We start from the raw sequence: 15,912 nt of genomic DNA on the forward strand, positions 1-15,912 counted from the left end.
GAGCATGAACGAGCAGAAGCCCACCGGGCCGAGGCCCAAATGGTGGAGCCGTCCGCAGATCGACCACCCCCGGCCCGGCGAGCCCCCGGCCCCGGCCGACGCCGTCGTGACGCCGGGTGCCGCAGACCCCGCCGAAGCGGAGGCCGACACGTACGACTTGGCCCCGCCGGCGGCAGCCGCGGACGGGCCGCCGCCGGGGTCCGGGGCCGGATCCGGCTCCGAGCCCGGGCACGCGGAGGCGGTGCCGGCCTCAGAGGTGACGCACCCCGAGCCGACGGACCCCGAGCCGACGTCCGAGGAGCCGACACCCGAGCCGGCACCGGAGGTGGGGTCCAGCCACCCGGCCTCCGCCGCCCCCGGCGTACCGCAGACCGAGCGTCGGGGCCCCCTGCACGCGCCTGACCCCTACGGCACCCCGCCCTACGGCGGGCCCGGGCCCTGGGCGCCCGCGCCGCCCGTGCAGCGCCCGGTGCCCACGCCGCCCGGCGGCACCGTGCTGCCCCCACAGCCCACCTACAGCGCGCCCCAGGCATCCGTGCCCCAGGCACCCGTACCGCAGGCACCCGCGCCCCACGCGTCGACCTCCCACGCGCCGACGCCCCACGCCCCCACCCCCACCGCACCCACGCCGCCCCACCCCCCGTACGCCGTCCCTCCGCAGGCCGGGCTGCAGCCCGCGGCGGCGCCGCAGTGGGCGAAGTACGACCCCTGGGGCGAGCCGGGCATGCCGGGCACGCCGTTGGGGCCGGTCGGTTCGGCCGGCCGGCCCGAGCCGAGGAAGCGGCGGCGCGGCGCGCTGCTGGCGGGTGCGGTGCTGCTCGCGCTGGTCGCCGGAGGCATCGGCGGCGGCGTAGGGGCGTACGTGGAGCGCAATGGCGGGATCACCAGCGTGCACCTCCCGCAGGCCGGGAAGGAGCCGCAGGGCCGTGCGCCGGACAGCGTCGCCGGGATCGCCGCGAGCGCGCTGCCGAGCGTGGTCACGATCCATGTCACCGGCGCCAGCGAGTCCGGCACCGGCACCGGCTTCGTCCTCGACAACGCGGGACACATCCTGACCAACAACCACGTCGTGCAGCCCGCCGGCACCTCGGGGAAGATCTCCGTGACGTTCAGCGGGGGCGAGAGCGCCGCCGCCGAGGTGGTCGGGCGCGACGCCGGGTACGACCTGGCGGTCGTCAAGGTGGACGGCGTGGCGGGAATGAAGCCCCTGGCGCTCGGCAACTCCGACAACGTGATGGTCGGCGACCCGGTGGTGGCCATCGGCGCGCCCTTCGACCTCTCCAACACGGTGACGTCCGGCATCATCAGCGCCAAGGAGCGTCCGATCACGGCCGGGGGCGAGAGCGGGGACGGCAGTGACGTCAGCTATGTCGACGCGCTCCAGACCGACGCTCCGATAAACCCGGGCAACTCCGGCGGCCCGCTCGTCGACTCCAAGGCGCGTGTCATCGGCATCAACAGCGCCATCCGGTCCGCCGGGAGCGGCAGCACGGAAGGCGGCGGCCAGGCCGGCTCGATCGGGCTCGGCTTCGCCATACCGGTCAACCAGGCCAAGCGGGTCGCCGAGGAGCTGATCAACACGGGCCGGGCCACGCACCCGGTGATCGGTGTCACGCTCGACATGAAGTACAGCGGCGACGGTGCCCGCGTCGGCGACAAGGCGAGCGACGGCAAGCCGGCCGTCGTCCCCGAAGGACCCGGCGCACGGGCCGGCATCGAGGCGCAGGACGTGATCACCAAGGTGGACGGCCAGCGGGTGCACAGCGCCGAGGAGTTGATAGTGAAGATCCGCGCGCACCGCCCCGGCGACCGGCTGGGTCTGACCGTGCTCAGGGGCGGCAAGCAGCGGGAGCTGACCCTCACGCTCGGTTCGGCGTCCTGAGACCGGGACGCCGCCGTACGGGCGGTTCCCGCGCGATCGGCCCTGTTCCGATGTCCAATGGTCACCCCGGAGGTACCGCGTCGACAGTTCGGCCGGGTACCGTGGAGCGGTCCATGACGGGACGCGGAGCTGAGACCGAACGGGCGCCGGGACCGCGAGCACTGAGAACACGAGGAGCAGCGGGTGTTCACTGACATAGGGCCCATGGAGCTGGGTACCCTCGCGATCCTCGCCGTGCTCATCTTCGGCCCGGACAAGCTGCCCAAGCTGATCCAGGACGTCTCGAACGTGATCCGCAAGGTGCGCTCCTTCTCCGAGAGCGCCAAGCAGGACATCCGGGCCGAGCTCGGCCCGGAGTTCAAGGACTTCGAGTTCGAGGACCTGAACCCCAAGACGTTCGTCCGCAAGCAGCTGATGGAGAACGACGACCTGGGTCTCAAGGAGATCCGCAGCAGCTTCGACCTGCGCAAGGACATGGAAGAGGTCGCGGACGCCGTGCACGGCCGCGAGTCGGCCCCGGCCACGGCCGCCGCCAACGGGTCGGTCAACGGCTCGGGCGGCCCGGACCTGGTGAAGAAGCGCCAGGGGCTCGACCCGGGCGAGCGTCCTCCGTTCGACGCCGACGCCACCTGACAAGCGCTCGTACACGCTGATACACGCCAATCCCACATGGGCTTTTCCGGCGAGCCGCGATCAGGTGGCTATTCTCCATCTGTCCGGAAGCCAGGACGCCCGAGGGGGGCGGGCCGCTCCGGACGCTACTGATCTAGGAGGCGGCCGGGCAGATGGAGACGACAAGCCGGGCAGCGGGGCAGTCCGCTCAAGAGGCGCCTCAGGGCGCCAAGACCACACCGGAGGGAGTGCCGGGGGCCCGGCGTACGGTCGACGGCTTTCTGCGCGCGCCCTTCCCCTGGTACGGCCTCGACGAGGCGTTCACCGGCCGGCGCTGGCTGATGCAGGTGGCCCTGGCCGCCGACGGGACCGTGCAGCACGGTTCGATCGGGCACGGCGACGAGCCGTCGACACGGCCCGACGCGGCGGCCACGGCCGAGCGGGAGCGGTTCGCGGTGGTCGTGAGCATTCCCGCGAACCCGGTGCGCCGCAGCGGGGACGGCACGGGTGTCCTGGAGGCCACCTCGGTCTCCTCGGCCGCGTGGCTCGCCGGGTCGGGCCTGCTGTCCTTCACCTGGCCCGCGCAGATGGACCACGTGCTGCGCGGCGACTGGCTCGACCAGCAGACCGAGACGGCCTGGGAGCTCGCCGACGATCTGGCGGGCCCCGACTGGTCGACGCTCTCGCTGCCCGTGGACGGCGAGCCGACCGAGTTCCACTACCGCGAGTCCGAGTTCGGCTGGGTCCTCGCGGGCTCGGCGCGCAGCGGCGTGCACCTGGGCGCCTACGGGCGCGGCCTCAGCGCCTACGGCCTCGCGTTCTCGGTGGTCGAGGACATCGCCTCGTACGAGTGAGCCGGTGCGTGCCGCGGGCACGCGCAAAGGGGCGCTCCGCTGTCGCGGGGCGCCCCTTGCCGCTGCCGTGGGCGTACGGGAACTAGAACTTGTTGCGCGGGGTGATGCCCAGCGACATGCCCGAAAGGCCGCGGGCGCGGCCGCCCAGCTTGCCCGCGATGGCGCGCAGCGCGGCGCCCGCGGGGGAGTCCGGGTTGGACAGGACGACGGGGCGGCCGTCGTCGCCGCCCTCGCGGAGCCTGACGTCGATCGGGATGGAGCCCAGCACCGGCACGGTGGCGCCGGTCGTCCTGGTCAGGCCGTCGGCGACCTTCTGGCCGCCGCCGGTGCCGAACACGTCGACCATCTCGTCGCAGTGCGGGCAGGGCAGGCCCGCCATGTTCTCGACGACGCCGACGATCTTCTGGTGGGTCTGCACGGCGATGGAGCCGGCCCGCTCGGCGACCTCGGCGGCGGCCTGCTGCGGGGTGGTCACCACCAGGATCTCGGCGTTCGGGACCAGCTGGGCCACCGAGATCGCGATGTCGCCGGTGCCCGGCGGCAGGTCGAGCAGCAGCACGTCCAGGTCGCCCCAGTACACGTCGGCGAGGAACTGCTGCAACGCGCGGTGCAGCATCGGGCCGCGCCACACGACGGGCGCGTTGCCCGGCGTGAACATGCCGATGGAGATGACCTTCACGCCGTTCGCGGACGGCGGCATGATCATGTTCTCGACCTGGGTGGGCTTGCCGTCGGCGCCCAGCATGCGCGGCACGGAGTGGCCGTAGATGTCGGCGTCCACGACGCCGACCTTCAGGCCGTCCGCCGCCATCGCGGCCGCCAGGTTCACCGTCACCGAGGACTTGCCGACGCCGCCCTTGCCGGAGGCCACCGCGTAGACGCGGGTCAGCGAGCCGGGCTGGGCGAAGGGCACCTCGCGCTCGGCGGTGCCGCCGCGCAGCGCGGACGCCAGCTCCTTGCGCTGCTCGTCGCTCATCACGTCGAGCGTCACGTCGACGCGGCTGACGCCCTCGACCCGCTCGACCGCCTCCGTCACGTTCTTCGTGATGGTCTCGCGCATCGGGCAGCCGGAGACGGTCAGGTACACCGTGACGGCAACCGCCCCGTCCGCACCGATCTCCACCGATTTGACCATGCCGAGTTCAGTGATGGGTCGGTGGATCTCGGGGTCGTTCACCGTCGCCAGTGCCTCAAGCACCGCGTCTTCCGTAGCCATACGGTCGATGGTACGGCGCCTACCGCACCGTACGGAAAGCCCTGTCAGCGGTCGCCTTCGTCACGTCCGTGGGCGCGCTCGGGCGGGAATACGTTTCTGCGCTCCTCCATCTCCTTGACCAGGTCCTGGAGTTCGGAGCGGATCCAGTCGCGGGTGGCCACCTCGCCGAGGCCCATGCGCAGCGCCGCGATTTCCCGGGTGAGGTATTCGGTGTCGGCGATCGAGCGCTCGTTCTGCTTGCGGTCCTGCTCGTGGGTGACCCGGTCGCGGTCGTCCTGCCGGTTCTGCGCGAGCAGGATCAGTGGCGCCGCGTACGAGGCCTGGAGGGACAGGGCGAGGGTGAGGAAGATGAACGGGTAGTTGTCGAAGCGCAGGCTGCCCGGCGCGAAGATGTTCCAGGCGACCCACAGGATGATGATCAGGGTCATCCAGACGATGAAGCGCCCGGTGCCGAGGAAGCGCGCGATCCGCTCGCTGAACCGGCCGAACGCCTCGGGGTCCCACTCCGGGAGCAGCCGCACGCGCCGCGCACGCGGCTGGTCGAGCCGGGTGCGGCTGCGCGGCAGGGCGCTGGCGCCGCTGGCCCGGGTGCGCTCCTCGGTCCGGTCAGTGCCTCCCATCCGGCACCCCTTCCGGCCCGTGGAACTCCGTCTCGCGCCAGTCGTCCGGCAGCAGGTGGTCCAGTACGTCGTCGACGGTGACCGCGCCGAGCAGCGAGCCGCTGTCGTCCACCACGGGCGCGGCGACCATGTTGTACGCGGCGAGGAAACTGGTCACCGAGGGCAGCGACGCGTCCGGCGGCAGCGGCTTCAGATCGCTGTCCACCACCGAGCTGACCAGCGCGAACGGCGGCTCGCGCAGAAGCCGCTGGAAGTGCACCGTGCCGAGGTACTTGCCGGTCGGCGTCTCGTCGGGCGGCCGGCACACATAGACCTGCGCGGCGAGCGCCGGTGAGAGGTCCTGCTGGCGCACCCGGGCCAGGGCGTCGGCGACCGTGGCGTCGGGCCGCAGCACGATCGGCTCGGTCGTCATCAGGCCGCCCGCCGTGCGCTCCTCGTAGGAGAGCAGCCGGCGCACATCGGCCGCGTCGTCGGGCTGCATCAGGGTGAGAAGGCGTTCCTTGTCCTCCTCGGGCAGCTCCGAGAGCAGGTCGGCGGCGTCGTCCGGGTCCATCGCCTCCAGGACGTCGGCGGCCCGCTCGTCCTTCAGCTTGCCCAGGATCTCCACCTGGTCGTCGTCGGGCAGCTCCTCAAGGACGTCGGCGAGCCGGTCGTCGTCGAGGGCGGCGGCCACCTCGGCGCGCCGCTTGGGCGACAGATGGTGCATGACGTTGGCGAGGTCGGCCGGGCGCAGCTGCTCGAAGGTGGCGACCAGGTTCTCGGCGCCCTGCCCGTGCTCCTCAAGGGAGAACCCGGTGACGGCCGACCACTCCACGGTCAGCGTCTCGCCCTTGCGGCGCAGCGCGCCCGCCTTGCCGCGGCGTACGAAGACCTTGTCGATCTCCCAGTCGCGGCGGGCCGGCAGCTGCTGGATCGCCACGTCCAGGACGGTGACCTGCTCGCCGCTCTCGACCAGGGTGACCCGGCGGTCGAGGAGTTCACCGAGCACCAGACGCTCGGTGGGGCGCTGCTCGAACCGGCGCAGATTGACCACGCCGGTGGTGATGACCTGACCCGATTCCACCCCGGAGACCCGGGTCATCGGCAGGAAGATCAGCCGCCGGCTCGCCACTTCGACGACGATGCCGAGCATCCGGGGAGGCCTGCGGCCGACCCGCAGCATCGCCACCAGATCGCGCACCCGGCCGACCTGATCACCGTTGGGGTCGAAGACGGCGACACCGGAAAGGTGCGAGACGAAGACCCGGGGGGCGCCTGCCGCCATGTGTGCGCCTCCTTCTGTTCCGGGTGTCCGAGGTGCCGCGATTCACCCCGGGACAAGGGCTTCAGGCTAGCCGGTGGCCGCGCGGTACGCCCTTGCGGGTCGTCCGTCCGGCGCCCTGGCCGGCGGCGCGGACCGTGCGGGTAGGGTGCGGTCTGCCGTCCCCCTACATCCATGTGAGAGGCAGTGCGCAGGTGACCTCATCCCCCTGGTCCCCGCGGGTACGGGCCCGCCGGGCCGCCCTGCCCGTCGTGCTGTGCGCGGGACTCGCCGCGGCGCTCACCGCGTGCGGCTCGGACCCGGACGAGGGGACCAACGGCGTCGGGAAGCTGTCCGCCCCCGAGATCGAGAACAAGGCGCGGACCGCGGCCGACGGCGCCGACGCGGTGCGCCTGTCGGGGACGCTGGTCAGCAAGGGCGGCTCGTACAGGATCGACATGAGGCTGAAGGGCAGCGGCGGTACGGGCACCGTCACCTCGCAGAAGAGCACGTTCGGGCTGCTGCGGGTCGGGGAGGACCTGTTCCTGAAGGCGGACGCCGGGTTCTGGTCGCACAGCGAGTCGGGGGGCGGGGCCTCGGCCGCGGGCAAGCTCGACGACAAGTACGTCAAGGTGCCGTCGGGTGACCCCGCCTACCAGCAGCTGCGCGGGTTCACCGAGAAGGCGGTACTGCTCAAGGGCATGCTCGGCCTTCAGGGCACGCTGTCCAAGGGCGACCACTCCGAGGTCGGCTCGGTCCGTACGGTACGGATCGAGGCGGGCAAGGACGGCGAGGGCGGCACCCTGGACGTCGCCCTCCAGGGCACGCCCTACCCGCTGCGCTTCGAGCGGGCCGGCCGGGCGGGTGTCCTCGAACTGGCCGACTGGAACAAGGACTTCGCGCTTGCGCCGCCGGCGAAGGATGCGACGGTGGACTACGGCAAGCAGCTCCCTGCGACGTAGCGGGCCTTTCGTCTGCGGAACGTGCCGCTTTCGTCTGCGGACCGTGCTGGGGCACCCGCGCAGTTCCCCGCGCCCCTGTAGGGCGCCCGGCCCGGCTCAGCGGCGTTTGCGTCGGAACAGCAGCTTGGGCAGCGCGGCCGGGACCGGGTGTCGCGTCGTGGCGGGGGAGGCGACCGGGGCCGCGGCGAGCGAGCCGTCCGGGGCGGGTTCGAGGGAGCCTTGCGGCGTCAGGCCCAGCAGGCGGCACTCGGCCGCCCAGCGCGCCGGCATCGCCTCGCCGTCGGGCGCGTTGAGCCGCTTGCCCTTCAGCTCCGCCACCGCCGTGTCCCACGCGGGGGAGCCCGGCGGGATCTCGCGGACGCGGGCCGTCCAGGCCACCAGACGCCCACCCTTGTCCTTGGAGCGGACCAGCACCTGCGCCGTGCCGCCGTCGGCCAGCCCGTCGAGTGGCTGCTCGCCCGGGCCGCCGCCCACGACGTACGCCGCTCCGTCGATCCAGGCGTGCCACAGGGCGCGCTCGGGCACCCCGGTGCCGCGCACCCAGATGAGCCCGGACTTCTTGGTGGCCTCCTCGACAAGGGCCTCGTCGAGCAACGTCTGCGTCATGGCACCACAGTAGAGGCCCGGGGGAATAGTCAGTTCCGTAATCGCCCCATGCCCCTTACTCTGCGGGGGTGACCACCACCGCCACCGAACCGGCGCCGCAGCTCGCGGCCGTCCCCCGTATCGACGTCGTCCTGCTCGGGGTCGCCATCGCCAGCGTCTCGCTGTCCGCGCCGCTCATCGCGGCGACCGCCGCGCCCGCGCTCGCCATCGCGTTCTGGCGCAACGCCCTCGCGGTCGGCGCGCTCACGCCGGTGGCCTGGTTCAAGTACCGGGCCAGGCTGCGCGCGCTGACCCGGCGCGAGGTGGGCCTGACCATCGGCGCGGGCGCCCTGCTCGCACTGCACTTCGGGCTGTGGCTGCCGAGCCTGAGCATGACGTCCGTCGCCTCCTCGACCGCGCTGTGCACCACCACCCCGATCTGGACGACCATCGCGCTGCGCCTGCGCGGTCACCGCCCCCCGGCCCTGGTGTGGGCCGGCACCCTGGCCGCCTGCGTCGGCGTCGTGATGCTCACCGGCGTCGACCTCAGCCTGTCGCCGCGCGCACTCGCGGGCGACGCGCTGGCCCTCGGCGGTGGCATCGCGGCCGCCGGGTATGTGCTGCTCGGCGCCGAGGTCCGCAGAACCGTGGACACCGTTCCGTACACCTACCTCTGCTACGGCACGGCCGCCGCCGGGCTCCTGACGGCCGCGCTCGTCAGCGGGGCCGAACTCACCGCGTACGACGGCGCGACCTGGCTGAAGCTCGGTGTGCTCACCCTCGCCGCCCAGCTCCTTGGGCACTCGCTGCTCAACCGGGTGGTGGCGAGTCTGGGCGCGTCCGTCACCTCGACGGCGATCCTGCTCGAAACCCCCGGCGCCGCCCTCATCGCGGCCCTCTGGCTCGGCCAGCAGCCGCCGGTCCTCGCCTACCCGGCGCTGCTCGTGATCCTGGCCGGGCTCGCCCTCGTCGTACGGGCGAGCAGGGCCTAGGGGGTGTCTGGTGGATCAGGGTCGGTCAGGGTGCCGTGCCAGGCGCCGCACCCCCGGCCATGATCCACCAGACACCCCCTAGGGCTTCAGAGCCAGCCGTTGCGCTTCAGGGTGCGGTGGATGACGAAGCAGGCCACCGCCACCAGGCCCATCGAGATGGGGTAGCCGTACTTCCAGTGCAGCTCCGGCATGTGGTCGAAGTTCATGCCGTACACGCCGCACACCATCGTCGGTACGGCGATGATCGCCGCCCAGGACGTGATCTTGCGCATGTCCTCGTTCTGGGCGACCGAGGCCTGCGCGAGGTTGGCCTGGAGGATCGAGTTGAGCAGTTCGTCGAAGCCGATGACCTGCTCCTGTACCCGGGCGAGGTGGTCGGCCACGTCACGGAAGTACTTCTGGATGTCGGGGTCGACCAGCCGCATAGGGCGCTCGCTGAGCAGCTGCATCGGCCGCAACAGCGGCGAGACGGCGCGCTTGAACTCCAGTACCTCACGCTTGAGTTGGTAGATCCGGCCGGCGTCCACACCGCGCGGGCTGCCCTTGGCCGGCGCCGAGAACACCTCGATCTCGACCTCGTCGATGTCGTCCTGCACCGCGTCCACGACCGCCAGATATCCGTCGACCACCTGGTCGGCGATGGCGTGGAGCACGGCGGACGGGCCCTTGGCGAGGAGTTCCGGATCGCCCTGGAGGCGGTTGCGCAGCGCGCGCAGCGAGCCCTGGCCGCCGTGCCGGACGGTGATGACGAAGTCCCGGCCGGTGAAGCACATCACCTCGCCGGTCTCCACGACCTCGCTGGTCGCGGTGAGCTCGGCGTGCTCCACGTAGTGGATCGTCTTGAAGACGGTGAACAGGGTGTCGTCGTAGCGTTCCAGCTTCGGGCGCTGGTGGGCGTGGACCGCGTCCTCCACGGCGAGCGGGTGGAGCCCGAACTCGGCCGCGATACCGGCGAATTCGGCCTCGGTCGGCTCGTGCAGGCCGATCCAGGCGAAGCCCCCGTCCTCGCGCACCCGGCGCATCGCCTCCCGCGGCGTCAGGCATCCGGCCTCCTGCGCGGACTGGCTGGACGGGGACTGACTGGACGCGGACTGACTGGACGCGGACTGGTGGGACGGGGACTGGGCGGGGCGGGCTCCGGCGCACTCGGCGGGCTGCACGCGCTGCCCGTCGCGGTAGACCGCGCAGTCGACGACGGCACTGCTCGCCGACGGGTCGCGGGTGGTGTCGTAGCCGTTGTACGGGGCGCTGGTCTTGCGCAGCGCGGGGCGGACCACGGCACGCAGGTCACGGATCATCGACATGGCAGGACTCCTTCACGGAGGGCCGTCGTAGGGCGTGACGCTCTGGAACTGCCCGGAATGGGGACGTGCTGCGGCGAAGGAGACCAAGGGGCGGATCACCCCGGAAGGCGTCGATTGCACACGTTCGCAAAGCGGGCGGCACCACAGGGGCACGCGTGGACGGCGTTCGCTACTGAAACGGACGGGGCGAGGCGATGTGCTCTTCCGTTGGGCGAAACGCCATGAGGTTCAGGTGTTTCCGGGCGCGTGGGCCGGGTAAACAGGCTCTCGGATCACCGAGAACTCAGATCACTGGGAACAACGCAGCCGTGCGGAAGAGCGGTTGGTACTGCCAGGCCGACTTCGATCCATCGCAGCCCCACCTCCTCCAGCCGGTCCCCCGTGGGGAACTTCCTGCTGTCCCGAACAGCGGCCAAGACTATCAGCCCGCCGTCACGTCAAGCCCCGTCTTTGCCGCTTGCATACGCCTTCTATGCTCGGCCCATGGTTGATGTTCTTGCTCTGGTCGAGGCCCGGCTGCGCACCGCGCTGGGCGAGCCGGACGCGCGCGCCGCGGTCACCTTTCTCGGTACGGACCGGATCGAGGTGCTGCGGTTCACCGACGGCGACATCGTCCGGTACGCGACCCTCGGCATGTCCGCCCAGCCGATGGCCGACCCGACGTCGGCGCTCGCCGATCCGGTGAAGGGTCCGCGCGCCGAACTGATCCTTTCCGTGCGCGTGGGACTCGCCGACACCGACAAGGTGCTCCGCGCACTCGCGGTGCTCGCCGCCTCCCCGCAGGTGGAGGGCCTGGTGGTGGCCCCCGGCGCCTCGCTCGACACGGGCGAACCACTGTGGCCGGGCGCCCCGTTCACCTCCGTCCTCGTCGCGGAGCCGGGCGGCCTGGTCGAGGACCTGGACCTGGACGCCCCGATGGACCCGGTCCGCTTCCTGCCGCTGCTGCCCATGACCACGAATGAGGCGGCGTGGAAGCGGGTGCGGGGTGCGCAGGAGCTCCAGGAGCGCTGGCTGTCCCACGGCACGGACCTGCGGGACCCGCTGCGCAAGTCCGTGCCGCTGGACTGACATCTCGCATCTCGATGCGGGGCGGCGCCGGCGCGGCCGGGGGCTGGGGGTGCGGGTCTGCGCCAGTGCCGCGGGGGGTTGGGGCTGGGGATGCGGGTCTGTGCCAGTGCCGCCAGGGGCGCGGGGAACTGCGCGCCCGGCCACGCACGGTCCGCACGTGAAGGCCGGGCCTCTGGGCTGCGCCCCAGACCCCGCCGCGCCTGAACGGCGCTCGTCCTCAATCGCCGGACGGGCTGAGGTGGCCCGTGCCGCCCGGCACCGAACAGCCGGGGCGGGCTGAGGATCCCGACGCGGGTCGGCACTGGGCACCTAAGGGGCGCGGGGAACTGCGCGATCAGTCCCGCACGGTCCGCACTCGAAAGGCGAGGACCCCTGGGGCTGCGCCCCAGACCCCGCCGCGCCTGAACGGCGCTCGTCCTCAATCGCCGGACGGGCTGAGGATGGCCATGTCGCCCGGTACGGAGCAGCCGGAGGGCTGGGGGGAGGCCGCGCTGCCCGGAGCCGAGCAGCCGGAGGGGCTGGAGGAGGCCGCGCTACCCGGTACCGAGCAGTCGGAGGGGTTGGGGGTGGCCGCGCTACCCAGCACTGAGCAGCCGGAGGGGCTGAACGGATGCCGTGCCGCCCGGAGCCGAGCAGCCGGAGGGGCTGGGGGAGGCCGCGCTGGCCCGTACCGAGCAGCCGGAGGGGTGGGGGATGGGCGCTCAGGTTGCGAAGGCGGACACGCCGTCCTCGGCCGCATGCGCCGGCCCAAGCCCCTCCGCCTCGTGCGTGAGCGATCCACGGCGGACCCACACGATCACCGCGCCGAGCACCGCCGCGACGGCCGCCACCACGAACGGGACGTGAATGTCGCTCCACTCCTCGATCTTCGGCGCGAAGTACGGCGCCGCGGCCGCCGCGAACCACCGCACGAAGTTGTAGCCCGCGCTCGCCACCGGCCGAGGCGCGTCGGAGACGCCGAGCGCCAGCTCCGTGTACACCGTGTTGTTGAGGCCGATGAACGCGCCGGACGCGACGGTCGCCGTGACGGCGGTGGCGTGGTTGCCGTAGCCGAGGACGACGAGGTCGGCGGCGAGCAGCACCAGCGATCCCCCGAGCACCTTCAGCGAGCCGAACCGCTTCTGGAGCCGCGGCGCGACGAGCACCGAGAACACCGCGAGCAGCACGCCCCAGGCGAAGAACACACCGCCCGATTTGTACGGCGACATGTTCAGGACGAACGGCGTGAAGGCCAGGACCGTGAAGAACGCGTAGTTGTAGAAGAAGGCGGACGCCGCCGCCGAGGCCAGGCCGCCGTGGCCGAGCGCCTTGACCGGATCGAGCAGCGAGGTCTTGCGCGCCGGCTTGGGCTGCTCCTTCAGGAACACCGTGATCGCGACGAAGCCGATCGCCATGAGCGCCGCCGTGCCGAAGAACGGGTAGCGCCACTTCATGTCGCCGAGGATCGCGCCGACCAGCGGTCCGCAGGCCATGCCGAGCCCGAGCGCGGACTCGTACAGCAGGATCGCCGCGGCGCTCCCGCCGGCCGCGGCGCCCACGATGACGGCGAGCGCGGTGGAGACGAAGAGCGCGTTGCCGAGCCCCCAGCCCGCCCGGAAGCCGACGAGCTCGGCGACCGAGTTGGAGGTGCCCGCGAGCGCGGCGAAGACGACCACCAGGGCGAGGCCCGCCAGGAGCGTCTTCTTGCCACCGATGCGGCTGGAGACGAATCCCGTGACCAGCATGGCGACGGCTGTGATCAGGAAGTACGAGGTGAAGAGCAGGGACACCTGGCTGGGTGTGGCGTCCAGGCCCTTGGCGATGGAGGGCAGGATCGGGTCGACTAGGCCGATGCCCATGAAGGCGACGACGGACGCGCCCGCGGTCGCCCAGACCGCCTTGGGCTGACGCAGCAGGCTGACGCTGCCGGCTCCCGCGCCGTCGTCGAGAGGGTCCTTTCCTTGCCGCATGGCTGCTCCCGCTTCCGGTGGAGGGTGTGGTCACAAGATCGTTGCGCACTACACACAATAACTTAGCCAAGCTAATGAATGCAACATGAAACTACTTTTCTGTTCCGGGGTGCCGACGGGCGCGGCGCCCTCCGGACGGGTGATCGTCCTTGACGGGGCGACGGGCGGGGAGGAGCGTGGGGCCCTATGAGGGGCGAACCCAGTTGCCCGAAGTGCGGAGGCCGGGTCAGGGCGCCCGGTCTCTTCGCCGATACCTGGCAGTGCGATGCCCACGGCCCGGTCCATCCGCTCCAGCCGGTGCTCCCGCCGAGCGTCGAGGGCCTTGAGGTCGTCGTGCGCCGGGCGCAGGTGCCGGTGTGGATGCCCTGGCCGCTGCCGGTGGGCTGGCTGTTCACGGGCGTCGGGTACGCGGGTGACGACCGTACCGGCGGCCGGGCGACCGCCGTCGCCTGCTCGGGCCCCGGGCCGCTGGGCGGCCTGGGGGAGCTGATCCTGGTGGCCGAGGAACTGGGCGTCGGGCTCGGCGCGCGCTACGCGGGCATCGAAGGACCCGACCCCGGGCCGTACATGAGCGTCGACAAGCCCCCGCACAGCAAGGTCCTCGCGGCCGGCCGGCCGACCCCGCTGTGGCACGTCACGCGGACGCCGGACGACCGCGCGGTCTTCGCGGGCGAGGCACGCGGCCTGTGGCTGTGGGCGATCGTGTGGCCGGAGCAGTCCGGGCTTCTCATGTACGACGAGCTCGTCCTGACCGATCTGCGCGACGCGGGCGCCGAGGTCGAACTGGTGCCGTGCGGGGCCCTCACCCCGCGCATCCTGTCCTGAGGGAGAGGGCCGGGCGGTTATCCTTGGCTGTCCCCCTGATCCGCCCCTTATGCCCTGGAGTACGCGTCGTGCGCATCGATCTGCACACCCACTCCACGGCTTCGGACGGCACGGACACCCCCGCCGAGCTGGTCCGCAACGCAGCGGCCGCCGGGCTCGACGTGGTCGCGCTGACCGACCACGACACGACCCGCGGGTACGCGCAGGCCGTCGCCGCGCTCCCGGACCTCGACCTCACCCTCGTCACCGGCGCCGAACTCTCCTGCCGCATCGACGGCATCGGCCTGCACATGCTGGCCTATCTCTTCGACCCCGAGGAGCCCGAGCTCTCCCGCGAGCGCGAGCTCGTACGGGACGACCGGGTGCCGCGCGCCCAGGGCATGGTCACCAAGCTCCAGGAGCTCGGCGTGCCCGTCACCTGGGAACAGGTCGCGCGCATCGCGGGCGACGGCTCGGTGGGCCGCCCCCACGTGGCCGAGGCGCTGGTCGAACTCGGCGTCGTCGCCTCCGTCTCCGACGCCTTCGTGCCCGACTGGCTGGCCGACGGCGGCCGCGCCTACGTCGGCAAGCACGAGCTCGACCCGTTCGACGCGATCCGGCTGGTCAAGGCCGCCGGTGGCGTCACCGTGTTCGCCCACCCGCTCGCGGTCAAGCGCGGCCAGGTCGTGCCCGAGTCGGTGATCGCCGAGCTCGCGGCCGCGGGACTCGACGGCATAGAGGTCGACCACACCGACCACGACGCACCCACCCGGGCCCGGCTGCGCGCCATCGCGGACGAGCTCGGCCTGCTGACCACCGGCTCCAGCGACTACCACGGCAGCCGCAAGACCGTGCGGCTCGGGGAGTTCACCACCGACCCCGAGATCTACGGCGAGATCACCCGGCGCGCCACAGGGGCCTTCCCCGTGCCGGGCGCGGGCGGAAGCGACCGCCCGTAGCGGGATCCGTCCCGTCCGCCGTCCGGGGTGCCATCCCCGGCACCATCCCCTGCTCCCCGAACCTCCGTCCGGCACGCCCGCGTGCGCTGACGGTGGCCGGGCCCGGCCGGCCCCGCGCGGCACGCGGCGCCTGCCCTCCTCCGTACATCCCTCATCCTGCAAGGCTCACCGTGTTCGACGCCGCCGTCTTCGGCTCCCTCTTCCTCACTCTGTTCGTCATCATGGATCCCCCCGGCATCACGCCGATCTTCCTCGCGCTGACCGCCGGCCGGGCGGCCAAGGTCCAGCGCAGGATGGCCTGGCAGGCCGCCGCCGTCGCGCTCGGAGTGATCACGCTCTTCGGGCTCGTCGGACACCAGATCCTGACGTATCTGCACATCGACGTCCCCGCCCTGATGATCGCGGGCGGGCTGCTGCTGCTCCTGATCGCGCTCGACCTGCTCACCGGCAAGACCGACGAGCCCAAGCAGACCAAGGACGTCAACGTCGCACTCGTGCCGCTCGGCATGCCGCTGCTCGCCGGGCCCGGCGCGATCGTCCAGGTGATCCTGGCCGTCCAGAACCACGACTCGGTGTCGGGGCAGGTCTCGGTCTGGGCCGCGATCATCGCGATCCACGTCGTGCTGTACGTGACCATGCGGTACTCGCTGCTGATCATCCGCGTCATCAAGGACGGCGGCGTGGTCCTGGTGACCAGGCTCGCCGGCATGATGCTCTCCGCCCTGGCGGTCCAGCAGATCATCAACGGCATCACCCAGGTCATCCACGCCAACTGACACCCCCGGAGCGCCCCGGTGCGGCGCAGTGCGGGCCGTCCCGGGCCGTCGCGCGGCCCCGTACAGACCGAAGCGCCCCCGTACCTCTG

At 72.1% G+C, this 15,912-nt stretch carries 15 protein-coding genes; 9 read left to right on the forward strand and 6 right to left on the reverse strand.

All coding sequences use genetic code 11. The features are described from left to right. The first annotated feature begins 4 nt into the window (after window positions 1-4). The 3 genes from ACGFW5_RS04265 (at window position 5) to ACGFW5_RS04275 (ending at window position 3,348) form a co-directional block, all read left to right on the forward strand. Window positions 5-1,882 carry a trypsin-like peptidase domain-containing protein gene (locus ACGFW5_RS04265; protein WP_393832626.1) on the forward strand — a complete coding sequence of 626 codons (1,878 nt, stop codon included), beginning with the start codon at window positions 5-7 and terminating at the stop codon, window positions 1,880-1,882. A gap of 183 nt (window positions 1,883-2,065) precedes the next feature. Next, window positions 2,066-2,515 carry a sec-independent translocase gene (locus ACGFW5_RS04270; protein WP_393832627.1) on the forward strand — a complete coding sequence of 150 codons (450 nt, stop codon included), beginning with the start codon at window positions 2,066-2,068 and terminating at the stop codon, window positions 2,513-2,515. 152 nt (window positions 2,516-2,667) lie between these two features. Further along, window positions 2,668-3,348 (forward strand): hypothetical protein, encoded by a 681-nt coding sequence (locus ACGFW5_RS04275; protein WP_393832628.1) that lies wholly within the window; start codon window positions 2,668-2,670, stop codon window positions 3,346-3,348. Between the two features lie 82 nt (window positions 3,349-3,430). Here ACGFW5_RS04275 and ACGFW5_RS04280 read toward each other — a convergent pair whose 3' ends face one another. The 3 genes from ACGFW5_RS04280 to ACGFW5_RS04290 are packed head-to-tail and all read right to left on the reverse strand — an operon-like array spanning window position 3,431 to window position 6,448. Beyond that, the gene (locus ACGFW5_RS04280; protein ID WP_393832629.1) at window positions 3,431-4,564 is read right to left on the reverse strand and encodes an Mrp/NBP35 family ATP-binding protein; all 1,134 of its coding nucleotides are present in this window, start codon (window positions 4,562-4,564) and stop codon (window positions 3,431-3,433) included. Window positions 4,565-4,608: 44 nt separating this feature from the next. Continuing rightward, the gene (locus ACGFW5_RS04285) at window positions 4,609-5,184 is read right to left on the reverse strand and encodes a DUF1003 domain-containing protein (RefSeq protein WP_393832630.1); all 576 of its coding nucleotides are present in this window, start codon (window positions 5,182-5,184) and stop codon (window positions 4,609-4,611) included. Beyond that, window positions 5,171-6,448 (reverse strand): magnesium transporter MgtE N-terminal domain-containing protein, encoded by a 1,278-nt coding sequence (locus ACGFW5_RS04290; RefSeq protein ID WP_393832631.1) that lies wholly within the window; start codon window positions 6,446-6,448, stop codon window positions 5,171-5,173. Before ACGFW5_RS04290 ends, ACGFW5_RS04285 begins: the two co-directional genes overlap by 14 nt. A gap of 191 nt (window positions 6,449-6,639) precedes the next feature. Here ACGFW5_RS04290 and ACGFW5_RS04295 point away from each other — a divergent pair, with 191 nt between their 5' ends. Next, on the forward strand, window positions 6,640-7,386 hold the full coding sequence (locus ACGFW5_RS04295; protein WP_393832632.1) for a hypothetical protein: 747 nt from the start codon (window positions 6,640-6,642) through the stop codon (window positions 7,384-7,386). A gap of 96 nt (window positions 7,387-7,482) precedes the next feature. Here ACGFW5_RS04295 and ACGFW5_RS04300 read toward each other — a convergent pair whose 3' ends face one another. After that, window positions 7,483-7,992: a hypothetical protein gene (locus ACGFW5_RS04300; protein ID WP_393832633.1), complete on the reverse strand. Its 510-nt coding sequence runs from the start codon at window positions 7,990-7,992 to the stop codon at window positions 7,483-7,485. 68 nt (window positions 7,993-8,060) lie between these two features. Here ACGFW5_RS04300 and ACGFW5_RS04305 point away from each other — a divergent pair, with 68 nt between their 5' ends. Further along, window positions 8,061-8,963: a DMT family transporter gene (locus ACGFW5_RS04305; protein ID WP_393832634.1), complete on the forward strand. Its 903-nt coding sequence runs from the start codon at window positions 8,061-8,063 to the stop codon at window positions 8,961-8,963. An 86-nt stretch (window positions 8,964-9,049) separates the two neighbouring features. Here ACGFW5_RS04305 and ACGFW5_RS04310 read toward each other — a convergent pair whose 3' ends face one another. Beyond that, window positions 9,050-10,267, reverse strand: coding sequence for a magnesium and cobalt transport protein CorA (locus tag ACGFW5_RS04310; protein ID WP_393832635.1), 1,218 nt, complete (start codon window positions 10,265-10,267; stop codon window positions 9,050-9,052). Between the two features lie 483 nt (window positions 10,268-10,750). Here ACGFW5_RS04310 and ACGFW5_RS04315 point away from each other — a divergent pair, with 483 nt between their 5' ends. After that, window positions 10,751-11,335, forward strand: coding sequence for a suppressor of fused domain protein (locus ACGFW5_RS04315; protein ID WP_393832636.1), 585 nt, complete (start codon window positions 10,751-10,753; stop codon window positions 11,333-11,335). A 701-nt stretch (window positions 11,336-12,036) separates the two neighbouring features. On the opposite strand, the gene ACGFW5_RS04320 is transcribed toward ACGFW5_RS04315, so the two are convergent. Then, window positions 12,037-13,284 carry an MFS transporter gene (locus ACGFW5_RS04320; RefSeq protein ID WP_393832637.1) on the reverse strand — a complete coding sequence of 416 codons (1,248 nt, stop codon included), beginning with the start codon at window positions 13,282-13,284 and terminating at the stop codon, window positions 12,037-12,039. A gap of 186 nt (window positions 13,285-13,470) precedes the next feature. Here ACGFW5_RS04320 and ACGFW5_RS04325 point away from each other — a divergent pair, with 186 nt between their 5' ends. From ACGFW5_RS04325 to ACGFW5_RS04335, 3 genes are all read left to right on the forward strand, one after another. Further along, a complete protein-coding gene (locus ACGFW5_RS04325) occupies window positions 13,471-14,109 on the forward strand; it encodes a DUF6758 family protein (RefSeq protein WP_393832638.1) in 639 nt (212 codons plus the stop codon). A gap of 68 nt (window positions 14,110-14,177) precedes the next feature. Further along, window positions 14,178-15,047: a PHP domain-containing protein gene (locus ACGFW5_RS04330; protein WP_393832639.1), complete on the forward strand. Its 870-nt coding sequence runs from the start codon at window positions 14,178-14,180 to the stop codon at window positions 15,045-15,047. A gap of 170 nt (window positions 15,048-15,217) precedes the next feature. After that, window positions 15,218-15,823 carry a MarC family protein gene (locus ACGFW5_RS04335; RefSeq protein ID WP_393832640.1) on the forward strand — a complete coding sequence of 202 codons (606 nt, stop codon included), beginning with the start codon at window positions 15,218-15,220 and terminating at the stop codon, window positions 15,821-15,823. Window positions 15,824-15,912 lie beyond the last annotated feature (89 nt).

The organism is Streptomyces sp. NPDC048416, from assembly GCF_043200435.1.
Lineage (GTDB): Bacteria > Actinomycetota > Actinomycetes > Streptomycetales > Streptomycetaceae > Streptomyces.

Coding starts and splice junctions, on each gene's coding strand:
- ACGFW5_RS04265 (WP_393832626.1), top strand. CDS start 5: ATGAACGAGCAGAAGCCCACCGGGCCGAGGCCCAAATGGTGGAGCCGT.
- ACGFW5_RS04275 (WP_393832628.1), top strand. CDS start 2,668: ATGGAGACGACAAGCCGGGCAGCGGGGCAGTCCGCTCAAGAGGCGCCT.
- ACGFW5_RS04280 (WP_393832629.1), bottom strand. CDS start 4,564: ATGGCTACGGAAGACGCGGTGCTTGAGGCACTGGCGACGGTGAACGAC.
- ACGFW5_RS04285 (WP_393832630.1), bottom strand. CDS start 5,184: ATGGGAGGCACTGACCGGACCGAGGAGCGCACCCGGGCCAGCGGCGCC.
- ACGFW5_RS04290 (WP_393832631.1), bottom strand. CDS start 6,448: ATGGCGGCAGGCGCCCCCCGGGTCTTCGTCTCGCACCTTTCCGGTGTC.
- ACGFW5_RS04300 (WP_393832633.1), bottom strand. CDS start 7,992: ATGACGCAGACGTTGCTCGACGAGGCCCTTGTCGAGGAGGCCACCAAG.
- ACGFW5_RS04310 (WP_393832635.1), bottom strand. CDS start 10,267: ATGTCGATGATCCGTGACCTGCGTGCCGTGGTCCGCCCCGCGCTGCGC.
- ACGFW5_RS04315 (WP_393832636.1), top strand. CDS start 10,751: ATGGTTGATGTTCTTGCTCTGGTCGAGGCCCGGCTGCGCACCGCGCTG.
- ACGFW5_RS04320 (WP_393832637.1), bottom strand. CDS start 13,284: ATGCGGCAAGGAAAGGACCCTCTCGACGACGGCGCGGGAGCCGGCAGC.
- ACGFW5_RS04325 (WP_393832638.1), top strand. CDS start 13,471: ATGAGGGGCGAACCCAGTTGCCCGAAGTGCGGAGGCCGGGTCAGGGCG.